Source organism: Streptomyces niphimycinicus (assembly GCF_018883605.1).
GTDB lineage: Bacteria > Actinomycetota > Actinomycetes > Streptomycetales > Streptomycetaceae > Streptomyces > Streptomyces niphimycinicus.
This window is the reverse complement of sequence record NZ_JAHLEM010000409.1, coordinates 1-21,324: the sequence shown is the minus strand read 5'-3', so window position 1 is coordinate 21,324 and position 21,324 is coordinate 1. Positions and strand designations below refer to the sequence as shown.

The window sequence follows — 21,324 nt, the reverse complement described above, 5'->3', positions numbered from 1 at the left end:
CCGCCGGGGAGCCGGCGCCGGACCCTTCCGCGTCGGGGGCGGGCGAGGGGATGGCGGTGCGGCCGGGCGCGGTACAGGGGGTGGTCCGGAACGGGTCCAGCGGCACCGCGTAGCTCGCGGCGAACCCGAGCCGTGCGGCCACCTCGCGGTGGCGCGGGTCGAGGTCTGCCTCCCCGGCGATATCGGGGTGGGTCACATCGGCACGCCGCTCACCACCCGGTTCCGGCAGCCCGTCGAGGAGATGACCGGCGGAGGCGGAGCCGCGCGGGATCGTCTCCATCTGGCCGAGATCGGCGTGGCCGAGGCCGAGCCCCACGGTGGTCACCGGGCCGAGGCCATCGGCCGGTTCGAGTGCCACCAGCCCGCGCCGGGCGCCGACCAGGGCCGCGCCCGCGCGCAGCAGTTCACGCAGCGCCTCGTCGAGCGTCCCGGTCCTGACCAGCCGCTCGGTGAGCTCATGAAGGGTGGTGAGATCCGAGACCCAGCTCGCGAGCCGGTCCTGGACACCGGAGTTGGCATCGGTCAGGGGCGGGGGAACGGGGCCCGGGACGGGGTCCGCAGTTTGCGTGGGCGAGGGGAGGGAAGGATCGATTCCAGCCACTTTCGGCGCGTGGGGCGAGTTCATGGCCCGCTGCCTTCACCCGCCGGGTCCGGCTCGCTCAATAGCATCGCAAACCCCCTGTCGTGCTGCGCCGCTACTGTGCCGCTACTGTCTCCAGATGTACACGGAGCGGAGATGCGATGTCCAGCATCGTCCCGGTGGTCTTGTTGGTGTCTGGGGGGAATTGAACTTGGCTGAAAAAAAGTCGTTAGGCTGTCTCTTCGAGGTCGACTGACGTCATTCGACAGCGCGTCGTCTCCACCGCGGCGGGTACACATTCGGAGAAGGGGCAGGGGCAGTTCGGATCGCCCGGAACCCCGCGGCCGGTCCAGGCGTCATAGACCACAACGGCCGCGCCCATCCCCGAGTGGCGAGGAACGCACCAACCGGACGGCAAGCGCCATGCGCGCGCCACCCCTCGCCACGTTCCACGCTCGGCCCGCGGCATGATGCGCTGCCTTGTACGCGCAGTGACTTGTGATCCACCTGCTGTGACGGGTCGAACGATGCCGTACAGCGCCACGTAGTGCCAAGTGAAGTGCCATCTGAAGTGCGATGTAGTGCGACGGACAGCCCTCGGCGTTAACGGAAAGGAACGAGCGCTCATGCGCGAGATCCTCGGAAGGCGACGCAAGTTCTCGCTGCGGCGCGGCGCGCGATCGCCGCTGCTGCGTGCGGCGCTCACCTGCGCCACCGAGTGGCAGTGGCCCGTGGTCCCGGGCGTCGGACTCCGGTCCGGCGGCGGACGGCCCCGGGTGTGTGGCTGCCCCGACCCGGAATGTGCGGTTCCGGGTGGACATCCGTTCGACCCTGTTCTCCTTGCCGCCACCACCGACCCGCGCATGGTGCGCTGGTGGTGGGGCAACCGGCCCGATGCGCCCCTGCTGCTGGCCACCGGCGGCCTCGCGCCCTGCGCGGTGAGCCTGCCCGCGGTCGCCGCGGCGCGGGCGCTGGCGGTCTTCGACCGGGCGGGGGTGCGGCTCGGCCCGGTCGTCGCCACACCCACCCGCTGGTCGCTGCTGGTGGAGCCGTACTCCCTCGAAGACCTCGGCGAGCTGCTGAACCAGCAGGACTGGGTGCCCAGCTCGCTGCGGTTCCACGGCGAGGGCGGCTATGTGGTGCTGCCGCCGTCGCAAACGGGCCTCGGGCGGGTGCGCTGGGAGCGGCCGCCGCTGCGCCGCTCCGGACGGCCCTGGCTGCCTCAGGTGGCCACGGTGGTGAACGCCTTGGTCGAGGCGAGCACCAGCGCGCCCGACGGAGGCAGCCGGCTCGCCTATTGAGGGCGGGCCCCGGGTGCGGGGGTTCGGGGGCCGCTGAGCGCGAGGCTCAGGGGCGGGGCAGGGATGTGTGGGGCTCGGAGGCCGGGGAGGCGTTTGCCCGGGCTCCGAGCCCGCTCTTTTCCGGCGGTGGTACGGCGCTCTCGGGCGGGATGCCGAAATTCAGGGCGCGGGGGTTCCGGGCTCTGCGGTCAGGGCCGCGCGCTTGGATTTCGGGCTCGAGTGTCAGGCTCAGGAGCCGCACTCACGCTTCGGACTCGGGGTCCGCATTCGGGGTCCGCACTCGAGGTCCCGGCCACGGGCTCCAGGGGCAACTCCCGTGGCGCCGAGGGCAATTGGTCCGTACCTACTCCCGGCCGCCTCGTGCCGCCCCGCCCGTCTCCCGCGCCGGCGTCCGGACGCGGACATGGAAGCGCCCGGTCGCTGGCGACGGGGGATGCACCAGCGACCGGGCTTTTAGAACCGTAACAAGAGATCGGCCGATAGCAAATTCGATCGCGGATTTCCGGACGTCTATTTGCAGGGCGTAACGGTGAGTTGTGAGCAGCGTCACGTCCCCCGGCGGCGCCCTCCGGCCGTCCGGGAACCGTCAGCTCAGCGTCACCTGACGGTTGGTGAGACCGCCCCGGGCGCGCCGCTGCTCGGGCGTCAGCGGGGCGTCGGAGGCGAGCGCCTCCGCGAGCCGCTCGGCGAGGTCCACGGCGGGCTTCTCGGTGTCCTCGGCGCTCATCCCGCGGGGCAGATCCCACACCGGCACCGTGAGCCCATGGGCCCGGAAGGAGCCCACCAGCCGGGTGTTGTCGCCGAGCGAGGAGGCGCCCGCGGCGTGCAGCCGGGCGAGCGCGTCGAGCAGCTTCTCCTCGGGGTGGGACATCACCCAGCGCAGGTGGTTCTTCTCCGGCGTCTCGCACCAGTAGGCCGCCTCCACGCCGGTGAGCCGGGCGGTGGGGATCGCGGCCGCGTTGGCCCGTTCCAGGGACGCGGCGACCTCTCCGGTCGCGTTCGCGGCGTCGTCGACCCAGAACTCGAACCCCTCGTGCAGGGTCGGCGAGAAAGTGCCCTTCGGGTCGAGCAGATCCTGAAGCCGCGGACCGTCGCCCGGCGCCCGCTCGGCGGCCACCGGAGTGCCCGGGTCGGCGGTCAGCGCCCGGCGCAGGGTGTCGGCCAGGTCGCGGCTGATGTCACCGGAGGGCGTGTCGTTCTGTAGACCGAGCAGCACGGCGCCGCTGTCGCGGCGCAGCGCGGGCCACGCCATGGGCAGCACGGTCGCCAGGGTGACCGACGGAACCCCCTCGGGCAGCCCCTCGGCGAGGGCCAGCTCGACGGTCGCGGCGGGCACCAGCTCGCGCAGGGCCACCCAGTCGCATTCGTTGGGGAGCCCCTCGAAGGGGCGCTGCACCAGCTCGGTGGCGGCGTGTGCGGCCTCCCTGCCGTGACATGCCTTGTAGCGACGGCCCGAACCGCACGGGCAAGGCTCCCGCGCGCCCACCACAGGGATCTCGCCGTTGGCGGCCTGTGGCCCTGTGGCCTTCGTCTGGGGGCGGCGCTTCTTGGCCATGGTGAGGCTGTCTCCCGATCTGCGGCTCAGGGCTTGCTCGTACGCCCGTGACGGTCTGCGTACGGCCGTGGCAGTGCTCTCCTACGGCGCGTACGACTGGTACGGGCGCGAGCCTAGCCCTTTGGCCGAACCACGTCGGCTCCATGAGCCGCGTCGGCTACGCCAGCTCGTCCAGATCGGCGAAGTCCAGCTCGCGATCGAAATCGGGGTCGATGTTCGCCTCGACGTTCGAGCGCAGGTCCGCGCCGAGATCGGCGTCGAGCTGTGGACTGAGATGGGGGCCAAGATGCGGGTCAAGATCCGCGTCGAGGCTCGGACGCAGCCCGGAGGCCAGCTCCGTACCCAGGTCGGAGTCCAGCTCCGTACCCAGGTCGGGGGAGAGATCCGAGGGAAGCACGACACGACGGGCGAAATCGGCGTCAGGCGGAAGAAGGGCCCATACGGTGACCTCGCCGACTCCGTCCCGAACGCCCCACTCCTCGGCCAGCGACATGATGATGTTCAGCCCGCGACCGCCGCGTGCGGTCACCGAGGGGTTGGCCGGAAGTGGCCTTGTGGGTCCGCCGCCATCCGTCACCTCGACCGTCAGCCGGTCGTGCTCGTCGATGCTCCATGCAGCGCGGACCGTGCCGCCACCATGACCGGAACGCCAAGGGCGGCCATGTCGCCATGCATTGCTGAGCAGTTCTGAAAGGATCAATACAGCGTCGTCTATGACCGAATCCGATACCCCAGTCCTGCCCAAATCGACACGCATCCGCTGTCTTGCCGTGCGGATACCCGCAGGACCATGGGGTACGGCCATGGTCGACGACGTCGGCACCTGCCGTGCCACCACCAACGCCACCCCCGAGACCTCCTTCGCCCCACGCCACGGGATGAATGCCCCGCGGTGCTGGAGCGGAAACTGGCCAAGTGGCATCGCGTGACGCACTCGTCACGATCGAATACGTACCGAATGCGCCGGTGCACGCCTTGTAATGCCCATTATGAGCGTCCGAGTTGGGACAGTACCTGTTTGGGGCGATTGGTGATCAGCGCGTCGACCCCGAGGCGGACGCACAGGTCGACGTCCTCCGGTTCGTCGACGGTCCACACGTGCACTCGGTGCCCCTCACGCTGGAGTCGCGCCACATAGCCGGGATGGTTCCGCACGATCCGGATACTCGGCCCCGCGATCCGCACCCCGGCCGGCAACTGCCCGTCCCGGTGGCGCGGCAGTATGAACTGCATCAGATAGACGGTCGGGATGGCGGGGGCCCCGCTGCGGATCCGGTGCAGTGAGCGCGCTGAGAAGCTCATCACACGGACGGGTGAACGTTCCCCGGGCGGCGGCGCGTCAAGGCCGTAGCGGCGCAGCAGCGTGAGCAGCCGCTCCTCCACCTGGCCCGCCCACCGGGTGGGGTGCTTGGTTTCGATCGCCAGTTCGATGCGGCGTCCCGCGTCGGCGATGAGCCCCAGAAGCCGTTCCAGGGTGAGGACGGAGATGCTGTCCCGGCTGTCGCGGTCCGGCTCCTCCTTGTCGGTGGCCCGGCCCTTCCAGGAGCCGAAGTCCAGGGCCGCCAGATCGGACAGTTCCAGCGCCGAGACCGCGCCCCGGCCGTTGGAGGTGCGGTCGACGCGGCGGTCGTGGACGCAGACGAGGTGGCCGTCGGCGGTCAGCCGGACGTCGCATTCCAGGGCGTCGGCACCCTCCTCGATTGCCTTACGGTAGGCGGCCAGGGTGTGCTCCGGGGCATCCTCGGAGGCCCCTCGGTGGGCGACGACGGAGACGGTGGGCGGCCCGGGGTGGCTGTCCCGGGCAGGGCGCGCATAGGTCACCGCGTTATGGTGCCACCGCCCGGTGAGAGCCGGTGGACTCGGCCCCTCCGTACGTTCGCACGGAATGGCGGTAGGGCGAATTGTCCGGGATAAAGGGTGGTAGTCCGCAGGGCCGCCACTCCTTACGGCGGTCTGACGCGCTGTGGGAAAAGCTGATGACGGTAAGACGTACTACACGTGGGCCGTCGAGGAAATCTGTCGTGCACCTGAGGAGAGAGCTGTGAGCACCGAGAACGAGGGCTCTGCCGTTCCGCCCGCGCCCGGGCCGCATCCGGCCCCTCCGGCGCCGCACCCGAACCCGGCCGTGCCACCCGCGCCGGACTATGAGCCCACCGCGGGCACGCGGCCGACCGCGTCGGACGCGCCAATAGGCCCGTCCGACGCGGCAGGGTCGCCGGGAGACCCCGGCGCCCCGGGCTCTGGCGCTCCGGGTCCCGGCGCCCCGGGCCCTGGCACCCCGGGCCCCGGCGCGGACGCCGGCCAGTCCAGCACGTGGTGGTCGGCCGACGGCGGACAGCAGCCGGGCGGCCCGGGCGACGGACAGGGTGGGCAGGGCGGCCCGGGCGGACCGTGGGGGACCGCTCCCGTGCCGCCCTCCGGCCCGCCCGAGCGCAAGCCCCGCGGGCTGGTCGCCACCATGCTGGCCGCCGTACTGGTCGCGGGCGCCATCGGCGGCGGCATCGGCTTCTGGGCCGCCGACCGGCAGAGCGACGGCAGCGACACCACCACGGTCTCCGCCTACGGCAACCCCAAGACGGAGAGCCGCGCGCCCGGCTCGGTATCGAGCATCGCCAACAAGACCCTGCCCAGCGTCGTCACCATCGAGGCCCAGGGCAACAACGGTGAGAGCGGCACCGGCACCGGCTTCGTCTACGACAAGCAGGGCCACATCCTCACCAACAACCACGTCGTCGCCTCGGCCGCCGACAACGGCAAGCTGACCGCCACCTTCTCCAACGGCAAGCGGTACACCGCCGAGGTCGTCGGCCGCGCCCAGGGCTACGACGTCGCCGTGGTCAAGCTCAAGAACGCCGCGGGCGCCAAGCTCGACCCGCTGCCGCTCGGCAACTCCGACCGGGTCGCCGTGGGCGACGCCACCGTCGCCATCGGCGCCCCCTTCGGCCTCTCCGGCACCGTCACCACCGGCATCGTGAGCGCCAAGAAGCGCCCGGTCGCCTCCAGCGACGGAGGCGGCGGCAACGCCTCGTACATGAGCGCCCTCCAGACCGACGCCTCCATCAACCCGGGCAACTCCGGCGGCCCGCTGCTCAACGCGGACGGCGGCGTCATCGGCATCAACTCCGCCATCCAGTCCGCCGGCAACGGCAGCGGCCTCGGCGAATCCCAGCAGTCCGGCAGCATCGGCCTCGGCTTCGCGATCCCGATCAACCAGGCCAAGAACGTCGCCGAGCAGCTCATCAAGACCGGCCAGCCCATCTACCCGGTGATCGAGGCCACGGTCAGCACGAAGGACTCCGCCAACGGCGCCACCATCGCCTCCAACGGCACCGGCGGCAGCCCCGCCGTCGTCCCCGGCGGCCCGGCCGACAAGGCGGGCCTCAAGTCCGGCGACGTGATCACCAAGCTGGACGACATGGCCATCGACAGCGGCCCGACCCTCATCAGCGAGATCTGGACCCACCAGCCGGGCGACAAGGTCACTCTCACCTACAAGCGCGGCGGCAAGCTGTCGACGGCGGACGTCACCTTGGGGAAGCGCAAGGGCGACAGCTAACGCGCTAGGCTGATCCCCGCGCCACCGCGAGTGGCGCGGGGAGGCTTGCCCGAGCGGCCTAAGGGAACGGTCTTGAAAACCGTCGTGGCAGCGATGTCACCGAGGGTTCAAATCCCTCAGCCTCCGCCGAGGTCGGCGAACTAGCTGGTCAGAAGGGGTGCCCCTGGTTCGGGGGCACCCCTTCCGCACGTCCGCCGTCTCCCGCTGTGTCGCTCGAATCCCACCGTTGGCCAGCGCGTGTGGACCAGGCGTGGGCCAGATCGCCCGAGGAATCTGGCGGCTTCCGGACGGGCCGGGCACCCCCAAGTCCTGTCCATGGGCAAAGAACCAATCAGCACTTCCGACGTTGTCCGGCTGAAGTACTTCGTGCCGCAGTCAACAGGCCCGCTCGTATTCGACCTGGTTGAGGCGGTTGCCGCCGCCGTAGTCGAAGGCGCGCTCGGCGCCGGACTCGATGAAGCCGCACTTGGTGTAGAAGCGGCGGGACTGTGGAGTGTCGCGCAGCGTCCACAGATGCACCCGAGCAAACCCGTTGTCGTCCAGGTGGCGCAGCGTCTCGGTCATCAGTGCGGCGGCGACGCCGCTGCCCCAGCCGTCGGGGTGGCAGTAGAAGCTGAAGATCTCTGCGAGACCTGGCCGAGTCGGGGACGGGAGCAGGGCGGACAGCGCCATGGGGCGGCCGTCCAGCTCGGCGAGGAGGATCGTCCTTGTCCCCTCTGCGATCCGCTCATGCCACCTTGTACGCCTGCTCTGGACGGCATGCGCTGCGAACTCCGGCTCGAAGAAGGGGGCGTGAGATGCCTCCCAGGCTGCGGCGTGGATATCGCCGAGCGTGTCGCCGTCTTCCGGGCGGGCAGAACGAACCTCGATCATCCGATCACTCTAGGTCGTGTCCTGCGAACGTCGCTGATCGGTCGACGGCAAAGGTGCCATCGCGAGGCACAGGGGCCCTGTTCCCCGAGGTCGTTACGCTGAGGGGCGATGGACGAACTTATCGCCCCGCTCTTGAAGTACCTGGACCGAGAGAATCCAGGGGATGTCGTCGGCGTCTACCTGTACGGCTCCGCCAGTACCTCTGGGCTGCGTGCGGAGAGCGACATCGACCTGCTCATGGTCACTCACCGCTCACTGACGGCACCCGAGCGTGCCGCGCTGGTCTCGCTGCTGTTGGGCATCTCCGGATGGCACGGCCACGCCGAACGCTTCCCCGACGCAGCGCATCGGCGACCCATCGAGCTGACCAGCATCGTCATCGCCGACGTCCATCCATTGATACACGCGCCTCGCTGCGACTTCCAGTACGGCGAGTGGCTTCGCGCAGACCTGACCGACGGCGACCTTCCCCAACCCACGAACGATCCCGACGCCGTCGTCCTTCTGGCCACTACTCACTCGGCGTGCCGAGTGCTGCGTGGGCCCGCGTTCGGTGACGTTGTCACCTCTGTCCCGTCCGAGCTGCTCAGGAAAGCGGTCCTTGCCGTTATCCCGGACATCTTGGAACAGATCGGTGGCGATGAGCGCAATATCCTCCTCACCCTGGCGCGCATCCTCGTCACGCTCGACACCGGCCAGATCGTCTCCAAGGACGCCGCCGCTGAGGCCGTCGCGCAGACGCTCACGACAACCGATCGTGATCTGTTGGAGCGAGCCCGAGCGGGCTACCTCGGCACGATCACTGACGACTGGACCGGTCTCACCTCGCGGGTGACCGAACTCGCCCACACCCTCGCAGACCGAGCACAGCAGCACAGCTCGCCGAGGCGTGCCCTCTGAGCCCTTGGCCGGGGAGTAACGTGCCTGATCATGGCCTGCCGCGACGACCTCATCGACGAGCAGTGGGCGTTGATCGAACCATTCCTGACCTCCTCCGGGCGGGGTGGACAGTGGCGGGACCACCGGCAGGTCGTCAACGGCATCCTCCGGCAACTGCGCACCGGCGGGCTTTGGAGGGACGTGCCCGAACGCTACGGGCCATGGAAGACTTTGCACGAGCGCCTTCGCAGATGGACCGCTGACGGCACTTGGGGCCGCATCCTGACTCACGTCCAGACCGGACAGGCTGACGCAGGCGAGCTCGAGTGGGTCTTCTCCATCGACTCCTCGGTGGTGCGGGCGCATCAGCACGCCGCTGGTGCGCGTAAAAAGGGGAATGCGCCGCAGCAGCCCGCCCGCGTCGGTGGCCAGATGGATCGTGATCTGCACGCCTGGTCAGGCCGGGGACAACCCGCAGTTGCTGGACTCTGCTCGGCCAAGTCCGTGTGAACACCACCGGGCCAGGCCGACCCCGCAACCTTCCGCTCCTCCAGCGAGGACTACTGGCGACGGGACGACCAGCACGGTGGCGAGGCTCTGAGCCCGGCTATCGTCGGCCAGCTCCGGTATGTCGTTGGAATCCGGCAGGAGAACCGGCCACCGTCCATCCAGATCTGCGAGCCTACGGCCCCCGCGATGCTGCCCATGCCCTTCGCCCCCTCGGCTCCCGCAGACCCTGACGTCGCTCCTCGTCGTCGTCCTTCAAGACGGCCCAGGGCCTGGATGACAGGTGAGGTGACTGGGCTGTGAGTGGATCGTTCCGTCGGCGTCGTTGTTGACGGGGTCTAGGAAGAGGCGGCGCCGACGCAGAACTCGTTGCCTTCTGGGTCCGCCATCAAGATGTGGTGCCCGTCGAACTCCTCCAGGGCGTTTCCTCCCGCTCTGATGAGCCGTTCGGATTCTGCTCTTATCCGTGCCCACCGCTCGTCAGGGGTGCCGTGTCCCGGCACCCGGATGTCGATATGAAGCCGGTTCTTCGCTGTCTTGCGCTCGGGGACCTTGAGGATGGAGAGCCTGGGGCCGATGCCGTCGGGGTCGCAGAGCCATGCGCCGTCGTCCGCGGAATCGTCTTCTGGGAGATCGAACTGTGCGAGCCACTCCTCGCGGGTTCTGAAGGGCGCGGGCGGCGGCTCGTCGACGTACCCCAGGGCCGTTTTCCAGAACTCGGCGAGGAGCTTCGCGTCCGTGCAGTCGAAGGTCAGATCGATTCTGGCTGTCATGTCAGGACCGTACTGCGCGCTACTGACAGTCGTGGCCGAGCCGACGGAGGGCCTGCTGTGTGGACCGTTGGTAGGCCCGGGCTCCTGGTGTTGGACGTTCGAGGCGGGGGCGTCGGCGGGCCGGGGCGGGCGGCGTCAGATCTGGCCGAAAAGCTATGGGTGGGGGCGTTGGTGCAGGTCAGGGCGGGGGGAAGGGGCGAGTGGGGGTGGGTCGGGTGGCGGGGGTGGGGGATGTGGGCTTTTAGTTGTAGCTAAAGGTGGAATCCTGTCGCCGAGGGGTGTGAAGCCCAACGGTCGGCACCATGCGCTGGGAGGGTGATGAGTGTGCCGTGGAAAGGCAAGGGTTCGAAGGGGGAGGCCGTGGACTGTGCGGGGGCTCGGCTGGCGCGGCAGGCCACCGTGGAGGTCGCGGGGTTGCTGGGGAAGCGCGATATGAGCCGTGCTGACCTCGCCCGGCTCATGGACGTCAGCCCGGGACGGGTGAGCCAGATACTTTCCGGCGACGAGAATCTGACGCTGCGGAGTCTGGCTGCCGTGGCAGAGGCACTGGATCTGGACATCAAGATCAGCTTTGTGGAGCCCAAGGAGGACGGGGCTCGTCGGACGCGTGGGCTGGGCGACGGGTCCGATGCCTTTGTCTACGCTCCCTGAGCGTCGCTGACGGGCGGTGTGGTGTGCCGCCTCGCGTCAGGGGTGCGGGGTGCCTGTCGTGGCCAGGGGGCGCGCCGCCAGGGCCTCGTCGCGGAGCCGCGTGAGTTCGCGGTCGCCGCTCCGCTTGCCGGTGCGGTAGCCGAATTCCAGCATGCGCGCGCAGGCGTCCATGGCCATCGCCAGGGCCTGACGGCGGTCCTCGGCCTCCTCCCGGGTCGGGGTGTGCAGCTCCGGCGGGAACTCCTGGACCTCCCGCTGCCGGCATCTCGCCTCGATGTCGGCCTCCACCTTGGTCGCGTCGTCCAGGAGTTGGTCCACCTCCTCGTACAAGGTGTTGAGGGTCGTCCTGTCCTTGGTCGCGGCGGCGCAGCCGCGCAGGTGGCGGCGGGCCTCGAAGGCGAACATGCGCAGTTGGGCCACGTTCTCGAAGTCGCGGACGAGGCGGTGGCAGTGGATGTACATGTCGTGGACCAGCCGCCGTTCCAGCTCGCTCAGCAGCACCGCGATGCCCAGCGTGATCACGGCCACGAAGGGCGGCGTGGACTGCTGGTTCTGCTGCTGACGGACGCGAGGTGCCAGGGCCCCGCCCGCGGCGGCAGCGGCCACGGCGGGGGGCACATCGGCGGCGTGCGGCAGCAGCAGGGCGATGGTGAGCAGGGCCGCCGCGCAGCTACAGGCGATGATTCCGCAGCACAGCGCCGTGGACCTTACGGTTCCCAGCAGGCGGCCCTTGTCGGAGAAGCGGTGGACCAGCGAGATCCAGGTGACCAGTGCGCAGACGCCGATGGGTAACACGAAGTCCGCGAACCACCTCTGTGCGTAGAGCTCGTGCAATGCTCCCCCTGCTCGCGCCTTGGTACCGGTGCGGCGGAGGCGGTCGGACGGTCGCCGGTCGGACGGTCATGGATCACCCCGGTCGCCGATCACCGGTCGCCGATCACCGGTTACGGGGAGATTGGGGACCCCTTCACGGTCCGCCACGGGGCGGAAGCACCGGCGAACGGGCGTGGTTCCCGCGCCGCCTGGTCACCGCGTTGCGGTCCGGTTCCGGTACGGAGCGCCTCGTCGCGTGATCACGATAGTGCTCCTCGTTCACGTAGCGCACGGCTCACGGTCCGTATACCGCTGGATCGCGCCGCCTCCGGCGTCCTGCCATACGTCCGCCGCCACCGCTCCGTTCATCCGTCCCAGGCGTATGCGTCAGGCCCAGGCGTCCGGGGGCTGGAGGTGGCGGGCGGCGCTGCGGGCCGCGGAGGCGAGGGTGGCGCGGGCCTCGCGCGGGGCCAGGCCGGTGTCGAGCGCGGCCTCGATCAGGGCGGGGGCCAACTCCGGCCCGGCGCCGGTCTCGTAGGCGCGGCAGGCGGCCCAGAACAGCCGGTCGTTGCGCTGGCCCTCCCGGGAGGCGCGGACGAACCGTACGAGCCCCTCCAGGGCGGCGGGATGCGGCCCGGGGGACGGCGGGCCGGGGTGGTACGAGCGGTGTGGGGCCGGGCGCGGGGGCGTGAGCAGGCGCAGCAGGGCGGCCGGGGCGGGCGCCGGGGCCCAGGCGGGGGAGTCAGGCGCGAGGCGATAGCTGCCGTGCGAGCCGTATGAGCCGGGGCCGACCAGATAGCCGCCCAGCCCGCGGATGTCGATGCCGGGGGCCAGGCGGCCGGCGGAGTTCGGGACGGCGAGGCCGGGTGGGCCGCACAACCAGAGATGGCGGCCGCCGCTCGGGGTGAGCACGGTGACCGTAAGGGGGATGGCGAAGGCATGCTCGCGGGCCAGCCGGGCGAGGGCCGCCAGGCCGTCTGTGCCGTCTGTGCTGCTGGTGCTGTCCCTGCTGTCCGTGCCGTCCTTACGGTTTGCATCGGGCTTCCTGGCCCGACCGTCCGTGTCTGCCGCTCCCCCGGTTCCTCGGGGTCTTCCTGGTCTTCCGTCCTTGAGCCCGTCCTTGAGCCCGTCCTTGAGGTCGAGGTCGAGGCCGATCAGGTGGTACGGGGCGCGTCCGCAGGCGATGCCGTAGCCGGTGGCCCAGGGGGCGGCGGCGAACAGGGCGCGGATCGCCCCGGGGTCCGCCGACGCGTCATGGACTCCATGGCCCAGTCGGCCGCATTCGCCGCGGCACGGCAGAGGCGCGGGGTCGTGGTGGTGAGGGGAGCGCACGGCGGGCAGCTTCGCGCGGGTCAGCGGGATCACGCGGAAGCCATGGGCCGCGGCGGTCAGGGCGTGGGCAAGAACATGGGCGAGTGCGGTATTCGCCATGTGACCCATTTTCGGACAAGTGTTCGGTAATGGGAAGGGGGCCCGGCAAGTCGCCGAGGATGGCCGAAACTATGCGGAACCGGTTCCCTCGTAAGGCCCACCCTGCGGCGGGGCGGGGTGGCGCGCCCCGTGTCGCCGCATCGCCGCATCGCCGCACCCGGGCCCACCCGGCGCATCGGCGCGGTGTGGGGAGCGGGGGTGCGTGGGGCGTTTAAAACAGGTTCATCATGCTTGCGTGGTAATTCCCATGGCCCGTACGCATCGTCCGGGATTCGGTGGGCAACTCTGCTTCCGCGACACTTCCCGAGCGTCGGAGGATCGGAGGCATCGAGATGGTGGACACAAGGACGGGCTCCGGCCGCACTCTCACCGCACCGCCGTTTGCCGCGTCCAGGGCGGGGTGCGGCTCCTGGGATCTGCCCCGATCGCTTGGGGGTAGGTCGCCGCCATCGCGGACGCCCGCAGGGGGGCGCGGCAGGGGTGGGGCAATGTCCGATCGATCTGAGTGAGCTGTGGTGATTTATTGAGCGAACGGGACGGGTGAGGTCGTGCGGTCGCGCGGTGGCGTATCGACGCCATCGCGCGATCGTGCGTGGTGGGCCTGGAGTGGGTGGCGGGCGGTGGGTGGCGGCCTGCTTCAGCGTTCTTGACGGCATCGCCGTATCTGACGGATAGTCAGATTGCTTTCTACGGGAGACATGCATGCGGCAGGGGCAGCGATGACGCGCGATGAGCTGCACGACCTGGATGAACCGAATGGGCTCGATGAGCTGTGCGGACGGCTGACAGCGTACGAGGGGCGGACGGCCGCGAGCGGCGGCGCGGGCAGGGACCCGGTCAACGAGCCCATGATCAGGCACTGGTGCGAGGCGATGGGCGACACCAACCCCGCCTATCCGGATATCGCCCCGCCGACGATGCTTCAGGCGTGGACGATGGGCGGGCTGGCCGGGCACCCCGGCGGTTCGGCCCGCTCCGCGGCGTACGACGAGCTGCTGGCGTTGCTCGACGACGCGGGCTGCACCTCGGTGGTCGCTACCGACTGCGAGCAGGAGTACGTGCGGTCGCTGCGCCCCGGCGACGAGATCACCTTCGACGCGGTCATCGAGTCGGTGTCGCCGCGTAAGACCACCAAGCTGGGCACCGGATACTTCGTCACCACCCGGATGAACGTCCGTACCGGGGACGGGGAGCTGGCCGGCACCCACCGCTTCCGCATCCTCAAGTACGCACCCGCGCGGCCGAAGGCGGAGCCGAAGCGGGAGCCGGAGCCGGAGCCGAGACGGGCCGCGGAGCGGGGGGTCGACCGGCCCCGCCGCCCTCGCCCCGTCATCAACCGCGACAACGCGGGCTTCTGGCAGGGCGTCGCCCGGCATCAGCTACTCATCCAGCGCTGTCTGGACTGCGCCGCCCCGCGCTTCCCCTGGCTGCCGGGGTGTGGGGCATGCAGTTCCCAGCGGTGGGAGGCGGTCGAGGCGTCCGGCGCGGGCACGGTGTTCAGCTATGTGGTCATGCACCATCCGCCCTTCCCCGCCTTCGACCCGCCCTACGCGGTCGGCCTGATCGAGCTCGCGGAAGGGGTGCGGATGGTCAGCGGCATCACCGGGGTGCCGTACGACAAGGTGCGCATCGGCATGCCCGTCGAGCTGGAGTTCCTGCGCGTGGACGAGGAGCTGGAGCTGCCGGTGTTCCGGGGCGCCGAGGCATGAGGGACGGACGAGGCGAACAACCCTCCGGTGGACCCGGTGGACCCGGTGGACCCGGTGGACAGTACGGACGAGGAGGCGGCCCTATGACCGTGCGTACGGGCGATGAACTGCCCCCGCTGCGTATCCCGATCACCCGGACCCTGATCGTCGCCGGTGCCCTCGCATCCCGGGACTACCAGGATGTGCACCACGACGCCGAGGCGGCCAAGGAGAAGGGCTCCCCGGACATCTTCATGAACATCCTCACCACCAATGGGCTGGTCGGCCGGTACATCACCGATCACTTCGGGCCCCGGGCCCGCCTCCGTAAGGTCGCCATCCGGCTCGGGGCGCCCAACTACCCCGGCGATGAGATGGTGTTGACGGGTGAGGTCACCTCGGTCGCGGAGGGTACGGCGGAGGTCGCCGTCACCGGCAGGAACGGCATCGGCCACCATGTGACCGGCAAGGTCACGGTGCAGCTCCCCACCGACGCCCCGGGAACCGGTGACGCCCGTAAGGGGACCACCGACACCCCAGCGGCCACCGACACCCCAGCGGCCACCGACACACCCGCTACCACCGACGCCCCAGCGACCACCGACGCCCCCACCGAGATCACCACCCCGGACACCCCCCGATGAGCGCCCGTAAGGCGGACACCCTGGGCGGCCGGGCCGCCGTCGTCGGCATCGGCGCCACCGAGTTCTCCAAGGACTCGGGCCGCAGCGAGCTGAAGCTGGCGGTCGAGGCCGTCCAGGCGGCCCTGGACGACGCGGGTCTCGCCCCGGCCGATGTGGACGGGCTGGTCACCTTCACCATGGACACCAGCCCCGAGATCACCGTGGCGCAGGCGTGCGGCATCGGCGATCTCACCTTCTTCTCGCGCGTCCACTACGGCGGGGGCGCGGCCTGCGCCACCGTGCAGCAGGCCGCGCTCGCCGTCGCGACCGGCGTGGCCGAGGTCGTCGTCTGCTACCGCGCGTTCAACGAGCGCTCCGGGCGCCGCTTCGGCTCCGGCGTACAGCACCGCGAGCCGTCCGCCGAGGGTGCCGCGCTCGGCTGGTCGCTGCCCTTCGGGCTGCTGACCCCGGCCTCGTGGGTCGCCATGGCCGCCCAGCGCTATCTGTACGCCTATGGGCTGACGCCCGAGGTTTTCGGCCATGTGGCCGTCACCGACCGCCGCCACGCGGCCACCAACCCGGCCGCGTACTTCCATGGCAAGCCGATCACCCTCGCCGATCACGCCGCCTCCCGCTGGATCGTCGAGCCGCTGCGGCTGCTCGACTGCTGTCAGGAGACGGACGGCGGCCAGGCGCTCGTCGTCACCAGCGTGGAGCGGGCGCGCGACCTGCGGCGTCCGCCCGCCGTGATCACGGCCGCGGCGCAGGGCGCGGGCCGCGGTCAGGAGCAGATGACGAGCTTCTACCGCGACGACCTGACGGGCCTTCCCGAGATGGGGGTGGTCGCCCGGCAACTGTGGCGCGGCAGTGGGCTGACCCCGGCCGACGTCGACGTGGCCATCCTCTACGACCACTTCACGCCGTTCGTGCTGATGCAGCTAGAGGAGTTCGGCTTCTGCGGACGCGGTGAGGCGGCCGGATTCGTCGCCGAGGGCGCGCTGCCGCTCAATACGCACGGCGGTCAGCTCGGTGAGGCGTATCTGCACGGGATGAACGGGATCGCCGAGGCCGTCCGCCAGATCCGCGGCACCTCCGTCAACCAGGTGCCGGGGGCCGCCCGCGCCCTGGTCACCGCGGGCACCGGGGTACCGACATCCGGGCTTCTCCTCGGCGCAGACGGCTGAACCGCGCGCGTGTCGGCGGTCTCCGGCCGCCGAGGTCCACCTTCACTCCTCATATGACCCGAAGAAAGCAGAGCAGGCGGAGCAACTGGCAAGCCACGGGCTGGACCGCCGGTCTGGCCGCGGCGCTGGCCACCGCGATCGCCGGTGCCACCCCCGCCGCCTCGGCGGAGGTCCTGCCCGACCCCCGCCCCCTGGGCGCCAAGGTCTTCCAGGGCTGGGCCTTCGACACCTGCCATGCGCCGTCCCTCGCCACCCTGCGCGCGTGGAACAGCTCCCGCTACCGCGCCGTCGGCGTCTATTACGCTGGCCGCGGCCGGGCCTGTGCGAGCCAGCCCAACCTCACCGTCTCCTGGATGCGCGGCGTCAAGAGCATGAAGTGGCGGGTGCTGCCCATCTTCGTCGGATCCCAGGCCCCCTGCGTCCGCAGCGCCAACAAGAAGCATGTGCCCATTGGCGGCAAGCCCTTCTCCCAGGGGCGCGCGGAGGGCAAGGACGCCGTCGCGCGCGCCAAGGCGCTCTCCCTGAAGAAGCGCAGCGCGCTCTACCTCGACATGGAGGCGTACGACCTGACGAAAACGGGCTGCGCCGCCAAGACGCTCTCCTTCATCCGCGGCTGGAACCGCGAGGTCCGCTCGCACGGCTTCTTCCCCGGCTTCTACAGCAGCGCCGAGTCCGGGGTGCGCCATGTGGAGCAGGCCCGCCGGGCCGGGCTCCATGACCTGCCCTCGGCCATGTGGTTCGCACGCTGGAAGGGGAAGCCGTCGCTGTACGGTGAGCCGTCGCTGGCCAAGAGCGCGTGGAATCCGCACCGCCGCATCCACCAGTACAAGGGCAACGTCGATGTGACACACGGCGGCCGGACGCTGCGCATCGACCGCAACAAGGTGGACGCACCGGTCGCGATCATCAAGTGACCCTCCGTCACCGGCTCCCGTCCGGGACACCCTTGGATCCGCGGAGGCATCTTCGGAGGGGTCCTCGTAGGCATCTTCGGGTAATCCTCGGGAACTCTCCGGGAGCGCCTTCGGGGACGCTCTCGGGGAACCCTCAGGAGGAACCCTGACCCTCGGCTCAGCCCCTCCCCCCGGAGTAGGTGGTGCCAGCACCAACCGTACAACCTGAGGCTGATCCCGCTTCGGCACTTATGGCCGATCCGCTCCGACCTGCCCGGCTCCTAGCGTTAGGCCATGACCACGACCGTGTGCACAGGCGTATCCGCCGCCGCGTTCCCGTCGTTCACTTCGTATGTACGGGCGCGGGGGCCAGTGCTGTTGCGCACCGCCCGCTCGCTGACCTCCAACGTGTGCGACGCCGAGGATCTGCTGCAAACCGCGCTGACCAAGACGTACCTGGCGTGGGAGCGCATCGAGGACCACAAAGCGCTGGACGGCTATGTGCGGCGCGCTCTGGTCAACACGCGCACCTCGCAGTGGCGCAAGCGCAAGATCGACGAATTCGCCTGCGAGGAGCTGCCCGAGCCCGAGACGGTGCCCGCTCCGGACCCCGCCGAACGGCAGGTCGTCCGCGACGCCCTGTGGCGGGCCGTACTCCGATTGCCGGACCGTCAGCGGGCGATGGTCGTCCTCAGGTACTACGAGGACCTGAGCGAGGCGCAGACGGCGGAGGTACTCGGGGTGTCCGTCGGCACCGTCAAGAGCGCGGTCTCGCGCGCCCTCAGCAAGCTCCGCGAGGACCCGGAGCTCGGCTACGCCGCGTGACCGTCCGAGCGTCGGCCGACGGGGGCCGGCGGGGTCCGGGGTAGTGACATACCGAGCGGTCGGCTGCACAATCGGCGGAACCTCAGCCCGCGCGTAACCGGAACCCTGGAGGCCCCGGTGCTCAGCACGATGCAGGACGTACCGCTGACCGTGACCCGCATCCTTGTGCACGGGGCACTCGTGCATGGCCGTACGGCCCATGTGACCACCTGGACCGGTGAGGACGAGCCCCGGCGCCTCAGCTTCCACGACGTGGGCATGCGGTCGATCCAGTTGGCGAACGCGCTGCGCGATGAGCTCGGGGTCGAGCCGGGGCAGGCCGTGGCCACCTTGATGTGGAACAACGGCGAGCATCTGGAGGCGTATCTCGCGGTCCCCTCCATGGGCGCCGTACTGCACACCCTCAACCTGCGGCTGCCCACCGAGCAGCTCGGCTGGATCGTGAACCACGCCGCCGATCGCGTGATCATCGTCAACGGCTCCGTACTGCCGCTGCTCGCCCCGCTCCTCCCCGGCCTCACCACCGTGAAGCACATCGTGGTCGCGGGGCCCGGCGACCGTTCCGTCCTGGACGGCTGCGCCGCCCGGGTCCATGACTACGAGGAGCTGATCGAGGGCCGGCCGCGGCACTACGCCTGGCCGGAGATCGACGAGCGCCAGGCCGCCGCGCTCTGCTACACCTCGGGGACGACCGGGGACCCCAAGGGCGTGGCCTACAGCCACCGCTCCATCTACCTGCACTCGATGCAGGTCAACGCCGCCGAGTCGTTCGGGATGTCCGGGGGCGACACCCTGCTGCCGGTGGTGCCCATGTTCCACGCGAACGCATGGGGCACCGCGCATGCCGCCTTTATGGCGGGCGCCTCGATCCTCATGCCCGACCGCTTCCTCCAGCCCGCGCCGCTCGCCGAGATGATCGAACGCGAACGTCCCACCATCGCGGCCGCCGTCCCCACCGTCTGGCAGGGGCTGCTCGCCGAACTCGACGCGAGGCCGCGGGAGGTGAGCTGTCTGCGGGACGTCTACATCGGCGGCTCGGCCTGCCCGCCCTCCCTGATGAAGGCGTACGAGGAGCGCCACGGCATCCACGTCGTCCATGCATGGGGCATGACGGAGACCTCTCCGCTCGGCTCCGTGGCCCATCCGCCGGGCGGGCTCTCGGCGGAGGAGGGCTGGCCGTACCGGCTGTCGCAGGGCCGCTTCCCGACGTCCGTCGAGTGCCGGTTGATCTCGGCGGACGGCGAGGTCGTGCCGTGGGACGGGAAGACGCCGGGTGAGCTGGAGGTGCGCGGGCCGTGGATCGCGGGCGCGTACTACGGAGGGGCCGACGGCGAGCCGTTCCGCCCCGAGGACAAGTTCACCGAGGACGGCTGGCTGAAGACCGGCGATGTCGGCACCATCAGCCCCGAGTGCTATCTGACGCTGACCGACCGGGCCAAGGACGTCATCAAGTCCGGCGGCGAGTGGATCTCCACGGTCGAGCTGGAGAACCTGCTGATGGGCCATCCGGAGGTCGCGGAGGCGGCGGTGGTGGCGGTGCCGGACGAGAAGTGGGGCGAGCGGCCGCTGGCCACGGTGGTGCTGACGGACGGCGCCACGGTCGACTACGAGGGGCTGCGGGCCTTCCTCGCCGAACGGGTCGCGCGCTGGCAGTTGCCGGAGCACTGGGCGGTGGTTCCGGTGGTGCCGAAGACGAGTGTGGGGAAGTTCGACAAGAAGGTGATCCGCAAGCAGTACGCGGACGGGGAACTGGACGTGACCACGCTGGGCCGCTGACCACGCTGGGCTGAGGAACGCTACGGAATGGGGGCGCGGGCCGAGCGGGCCCGAGCCCCCGGTCGGCCGGTCGGTGACGCGGCCACCGTAAGGAGCCGAGTGTCTCCTTACGGCCCGCACGTCACCGTAAGGACCGCACGTGTCAGTTGGTGCCGATCTTCGCCAGCAGGTCCACGATCCGCGACTGCACCTCCGCGCTCGTCGAGCGCTCCGCGAGGAACAGCACCGTTTCGCCCGAGGTCAGCCGCGACAGATGCGCCGGATCGATGTCCGCGGAGGTGTAGACGACCAGCGGGGTGCGGTTGAGCAGTCCGTTGCCGCGCAGCCAGTCGACGATCCCGGCCCGGCGGCGGCGTACCTGCATCAGGTCCATCACCACCAGGTTCGGCCGCATCTGCCCCGCGAGCGAGACCGCGTCCGCGTCCGTCGCCGCGCGGGCGACCTGCATCCCGCGCCGCTCGAGCGTCGCCGTAAGGGCGACGGCGATCGGTTCGTGCTCCTCGATCAGCAGAACGCGCGACGGATGCTGTTCGCTGTCGCGCGGGGCGAGCGCCTTGAACAGGACGGCCGGGTCGGCGCCGTACGCCGCCTCCCGCGTCGCCTGGCCGAGCCCCGCGGTCACCAGCACCGGCACCTCGGCGGCGACCGCGGCCGTACGCAGCGACTGGAGCGCGGTCCGGGTGATCGGCCCGGTCAGCGGATCGACGAACAGCGCCGCCGGGTACGCGGCGATCTGCGCGTCGACCTCCTCACGGGAGTTCACGATCACCGGACGGTAGCCGCGGTCGCTCAGCGCCTGCTGGGTGGACATGTCCGGGGCGGGCCATACGAGGAGGCGGCGCGGGTTGTCCAGCGGCTCCGGCGGCAGTTCGTCGTCGGGCGGCGGGGTGCGGTCGTCGACGATCTCGACGGCGCCGTTGGGCCCGTCCAGCGGCTCCGGCCCCTCGGCGCCCTCGTCCGGCGCGCCGATGGCGAACGCACGGCCCGAGCTCTGCGACCCACCCGCCGCACGCTGCGGCTGCGCCCCCGGCCCGGGCTGGGGACGGGGCTGGGCGCCGGTCTGTGCCCCGGGGTGCGGTTGCGAACGGCTGCCGGCGGGCTGGAGTTCGGCCGAGGCGCCCTGGTCCGCCATCTCGGGCCGGGCGGCCAGCTTGCGGCGCCTGCCGGAGCCCAGGCTGGTGCCTCCGGAGGGCGTCTGGGGCTGGCCCTGCTGCGGGCGTCCCTGGCCCTGCTGCGGCTGGCCCTGGGGATGCTCCCCCACCTGCTGGGCGAACGGCACCCCTTGGCCCAGGGTGCGCACGCTGATCGCGCGCCCCTGGGCGGCGTCGGCGCTCTGGGGGGCCTCGGCGGGCAGCGGCTGCGGACGGGGCTGCGCGGGCGCGTCCGGCCACTGCGCAGGCTGCTGGGTCGGCTGCT

Annotated in this window: 20 protein-coding genes and 1 tRNA gene; 12 read left to right on the top strand and 9 right to left on the bottom strand. The window is 70.6% G+C overall.

Features of this window, described 5'->3' with window-relative positions; all coding sequences use genetic code 11:
- A partial coding sequence (locus KN815_RS30960; protein ID WP_372458525.1) for a GAF domain-containing protein occupies positions 1 to 625 on the bottom strand: 625 nt, incomplete at its 3' end.
- Positions 626 to 1,206: 581 nt separating this feature from the next.
- Between KN815_RS30960 and KN815_RS30955 the strand changes: the two genes are divergently transcribed.
- Positions 1,207 to 1,881, top strand: a complete 675-nt coding sequence (locus KN815_RS30955) for a bifunctional DNA primase/polymerase (protein WP_216345175.1) — start codon at positions 1,207 to 1,209, stop codon at positions 1,879 to 1,881.
- A gap of 586 nt (positions 1,882 to 2,467) precedes the next feature.
- On the opposite strand, the gene KN815_RS30950 is transcribed toward KN815_RS30955, so the two are convergent.
- The 3 genes from KN815_RS30950 to KN815_RS30940 form a co-directional block, all read right to left on the bottom strand.
- Positions 2,468 to 3,436 (bottom strand): DUF5926 family protein, encoded by a 969-nt coding sequence (locus tag KN815_RS30950; protein WP_216345174.1) that lies wholly within the window; start codon positions 3,434 to 3,436, stop codon positions 2,468 to 2,470.
- A 157-nt stretch (positions 3,437 to 3,593) separates the two neighbouring features.
- Complete coding sequence (locus KN815_RS52360) at positions 3,594 to 4,283, bottom strand: ATP-binding protein (RefSeq protein WP_372458524.1); 690 nt, start codon at positions 4,281 to 4,283, stop codon at positions 3,594 to 3,596.
- Between the two features lie 140 nt (positions 4,284 to 4,423).
- The gene (locus tag KN815_RS30940; RefSeq protein WP_216345173.1) at positions 4,424 to 5,257 is read right to left on the bottom strand and encodes a glycerophosphodiester phosphodiesterase; all 834 of its coding nucleotides are present in this window, start codon (positions 5,255 to 5,257) and stop codon (positions 4,424 to 4,426) included.
- Between the two features lie 220 nt (positions 5,258 to 5,477).
- On the opposite strand from KN815_RS30940, the gene KN815_RS30935 reads away from it, so the two are divergent.
- Both KN815_RS30935 and KN815_RS30930 read left to right on the top strand, forming a co-directional pair.
- Positions 5,478 to 6,992, top strand: coding sequence for a S1C family serine protease (locus KN815_RS30935; protein ID WP_216345172.1), 1,515 nt, complete (start codon positions 5,478 to 5,480; stop codon positions 6,990 to 6,992).
- Between the two features lie 39 nt (positions 6,993 to 7,031).
- Positions 7,032 to 7,118: transfer RNA gene (locus KN815_RS30930), tRNA-Ser, on the top strand.
- 249 nt (positions 7,119 to 7,367) lie between these two features.
- Here the strand turns inward: KN815_RS30930 and KN815_RS30925 are convergent.
- Positions 7,368 to 7,865 carry a GNAT family N-acetyltransferase gene (locus tag KN815_RS30925; protein ID WP_216345171.1) on the bottom strand — a complete coding sequence of 166 codons (498 nt, stop codon included), beginning with the start codon at positions 7,863 to 7,865 and terminating at the stop codon, positions 7,368 to 7,370.
- Positions 7,866 to 7,973: 108 nt separating this feature from the next.
- Between KN815_RS30925 and KN815_RS30920 the strand changes: the two genes are divergently transcribed.
- Both KN815_RS30920 and KN815_RS30915 read left to right on the top strand, forming a co-directional pair.
- Positions 7,974 to 8,765, top strand: coding sequence for an aminoglycoside adenylyltransferase domain-containing protein (locus KN815_RS30920; protein WP_216345170.1), 792 nt, complete (start codon positions 7,974 to 7,976; stop codon positions 8,763 to 8,765).
- A 30-nt stretch (positions 8,766 to 8,795) separates the two neighbouring features.
- The gene (locus tag KN815_RS30915) at positions 8,796 to 9,254 is read left to right on the top strand and encodes an IS5 family transposase (protein ID WP_216345169.1); all 459 of its coding nucleotides are present in this window, start codon (positions 8,796 to 8,798) and stop codon (positions 9,252 to 9,254) included.
- Between the two features lie 335 nt (positions 9,255 to 9,589).
- Here KN815_RS30915 and KN815_RS30910 read toward each other — a convergent pair whose 3' ends face one another.
- On the bottom strand, positions 9,590 to 10,024 hold the full coding sequence (locus KN815_RS30910) for a VOC family protein (RefSeq protein ID WP_216345168.1): 435 nt from the start codon (positions 10,022 to 10,024) through the stop codon (positions 9,590 to 9,592).
- 360 nt (positions 10,025 to 10,384) lie between these two features.
- Between KN815_RS30910 and KN815_RS30905 the strand changes: the two genes are divergently transcribed.
- Positions 10,385 to 10,675 carry a helix-turn-helix domain-containing protein gene (locus KN815_RS30905; protein WP_253209345.1) on the top strand — a complete coding sequence of 97 codons (291 nt, stop codon included), beginning with the start codon at positions 10,385 to 10,387 and terminating at the stop codon, positions 10,673 to 10,675.
- Between the two features lie 36 nt (positions 10,676 to 10,711).
- On the opposite strand, the gene KN815_RS30900 is transcribed toward KN815_RS30905, so the two are convergent.
- Complete coding sequence (locus KN815_RS30900; protein ID WP_253209344.1) at positions 10,712 to 11,470, bottom strand: hypothetical protein; 759 nt, start codon at positions 11,468 to 11,470, stop codon at positions 10,712 to 10,714.
- Between the two features lie 405 nt (positions 11,471 to 11,875).
- Complete coding sequence (locus KN815_RS30895; protein ID WP_216345165.1) at positions 11,876 to 12,919, bottom strand: bifunctional DNA primase/polymerase; 1,044 nt, start codon at positions 12,917 to 12,919, stop codon at positions 11,876 to 11,878.
- A gap of 719 nt (positions 12,920 to 13,638) precedes the next feature.
- On the opposite strand from KN815_RS30895, the gene KN815_RS30890 reads away from it, so the two are divergent.
- The 6 genes from KN815_RS30890 to KN815_RS30865 all read left to right on the top strand — a co-directional run bounded on the left by KN815_RS30890 (position 13,639) and on the right by KN815_RS30865 (position 19,908).
- Positions 13,639 to 14,628, top strand: a complete 990-nt coding sequence (locus tag KN815_RS30890) for a bifunctional MaoC family dehydratase N-terminal/OB-fold nucleic acid binding domain-containing protein (protein WP_216345164.1) — start codon at positions 13,639 to 13,641, stop codon at positions 14,626 to 14,628.
- Between the two features lie 83 nt (positions 14,629 to 14,711).
- Entirely contained in the window at positions 14,712 to 15,251 is a 540-nt protein-coding gene (locus tag KN815_RS30885; RefSeq protein ID WP_372458523.1) for a MaoC family dehydratase, read from the top strand.
- Entirely contained in the window at positions 15,248 to 16,414 is a 1,167-nt protein-coding gene (locus KN815_RS30880; protein ID WP_216345163.1) for a lipid-transfer protein, read from the top strand. The genes KN815_RS30885 and KN815_RS30880 overlap by 4 nt, the downstream gene beginning before the upstream one ends.
- 53 nt (positions 16,415 to 16,467) lie before the next feature.
- Positions 16,468 to 17,328 (top strand): DUF1906 domain-containing protein, encoded by an 861-nt coding sequence (locus KN815_RS30875; protein WP_216345162.1) that lies wholly within the window; start codon positions 16,468 to 16,470, stop codon positions 17,326 to 17,328.
- A 273-nt stretch (positions 17,329 to 17,601) separates the two neighbouring features.
- Positions 17,602 to 18,132, top strand: a complete 531-nt coding sequence (locus tag KN815_RS30870; RefSeq protein WP_216345161.1) for a SigE family RNA polymerase sigma factor — start codon at positions 17,602 to 17,604, stop codon at positions 18,130 to 18,132.
- 117 nt (positions 18,133 to 18,249) lie between these two features.
- Positions 18,250 to 19,908: a long-chain fatty acid--CoA ligase gene (locus KN815_RS30865; protein ID WP_216345160.1), complete on the top strand. Its 1,659-nt coding sequence runs from the start codon at positions 18,250 to 18,252 to the stop codon at positions 19,906 to 19,908.
- A 142-nt stretch (positions 19,909 to 20,050) separates the two neighbouring features.
- Here KN815_RS30865 and KN815_RS30860 read toward each other — a convergent pair.
- Positions 20,051 to 21,324: response regulator transcription factor (locus KN815_RS30860; RefSeq protein ID WP_507229915.1), on the bottom strand; the 1,274-nt coding region annotated here is incomplete at its 5' end.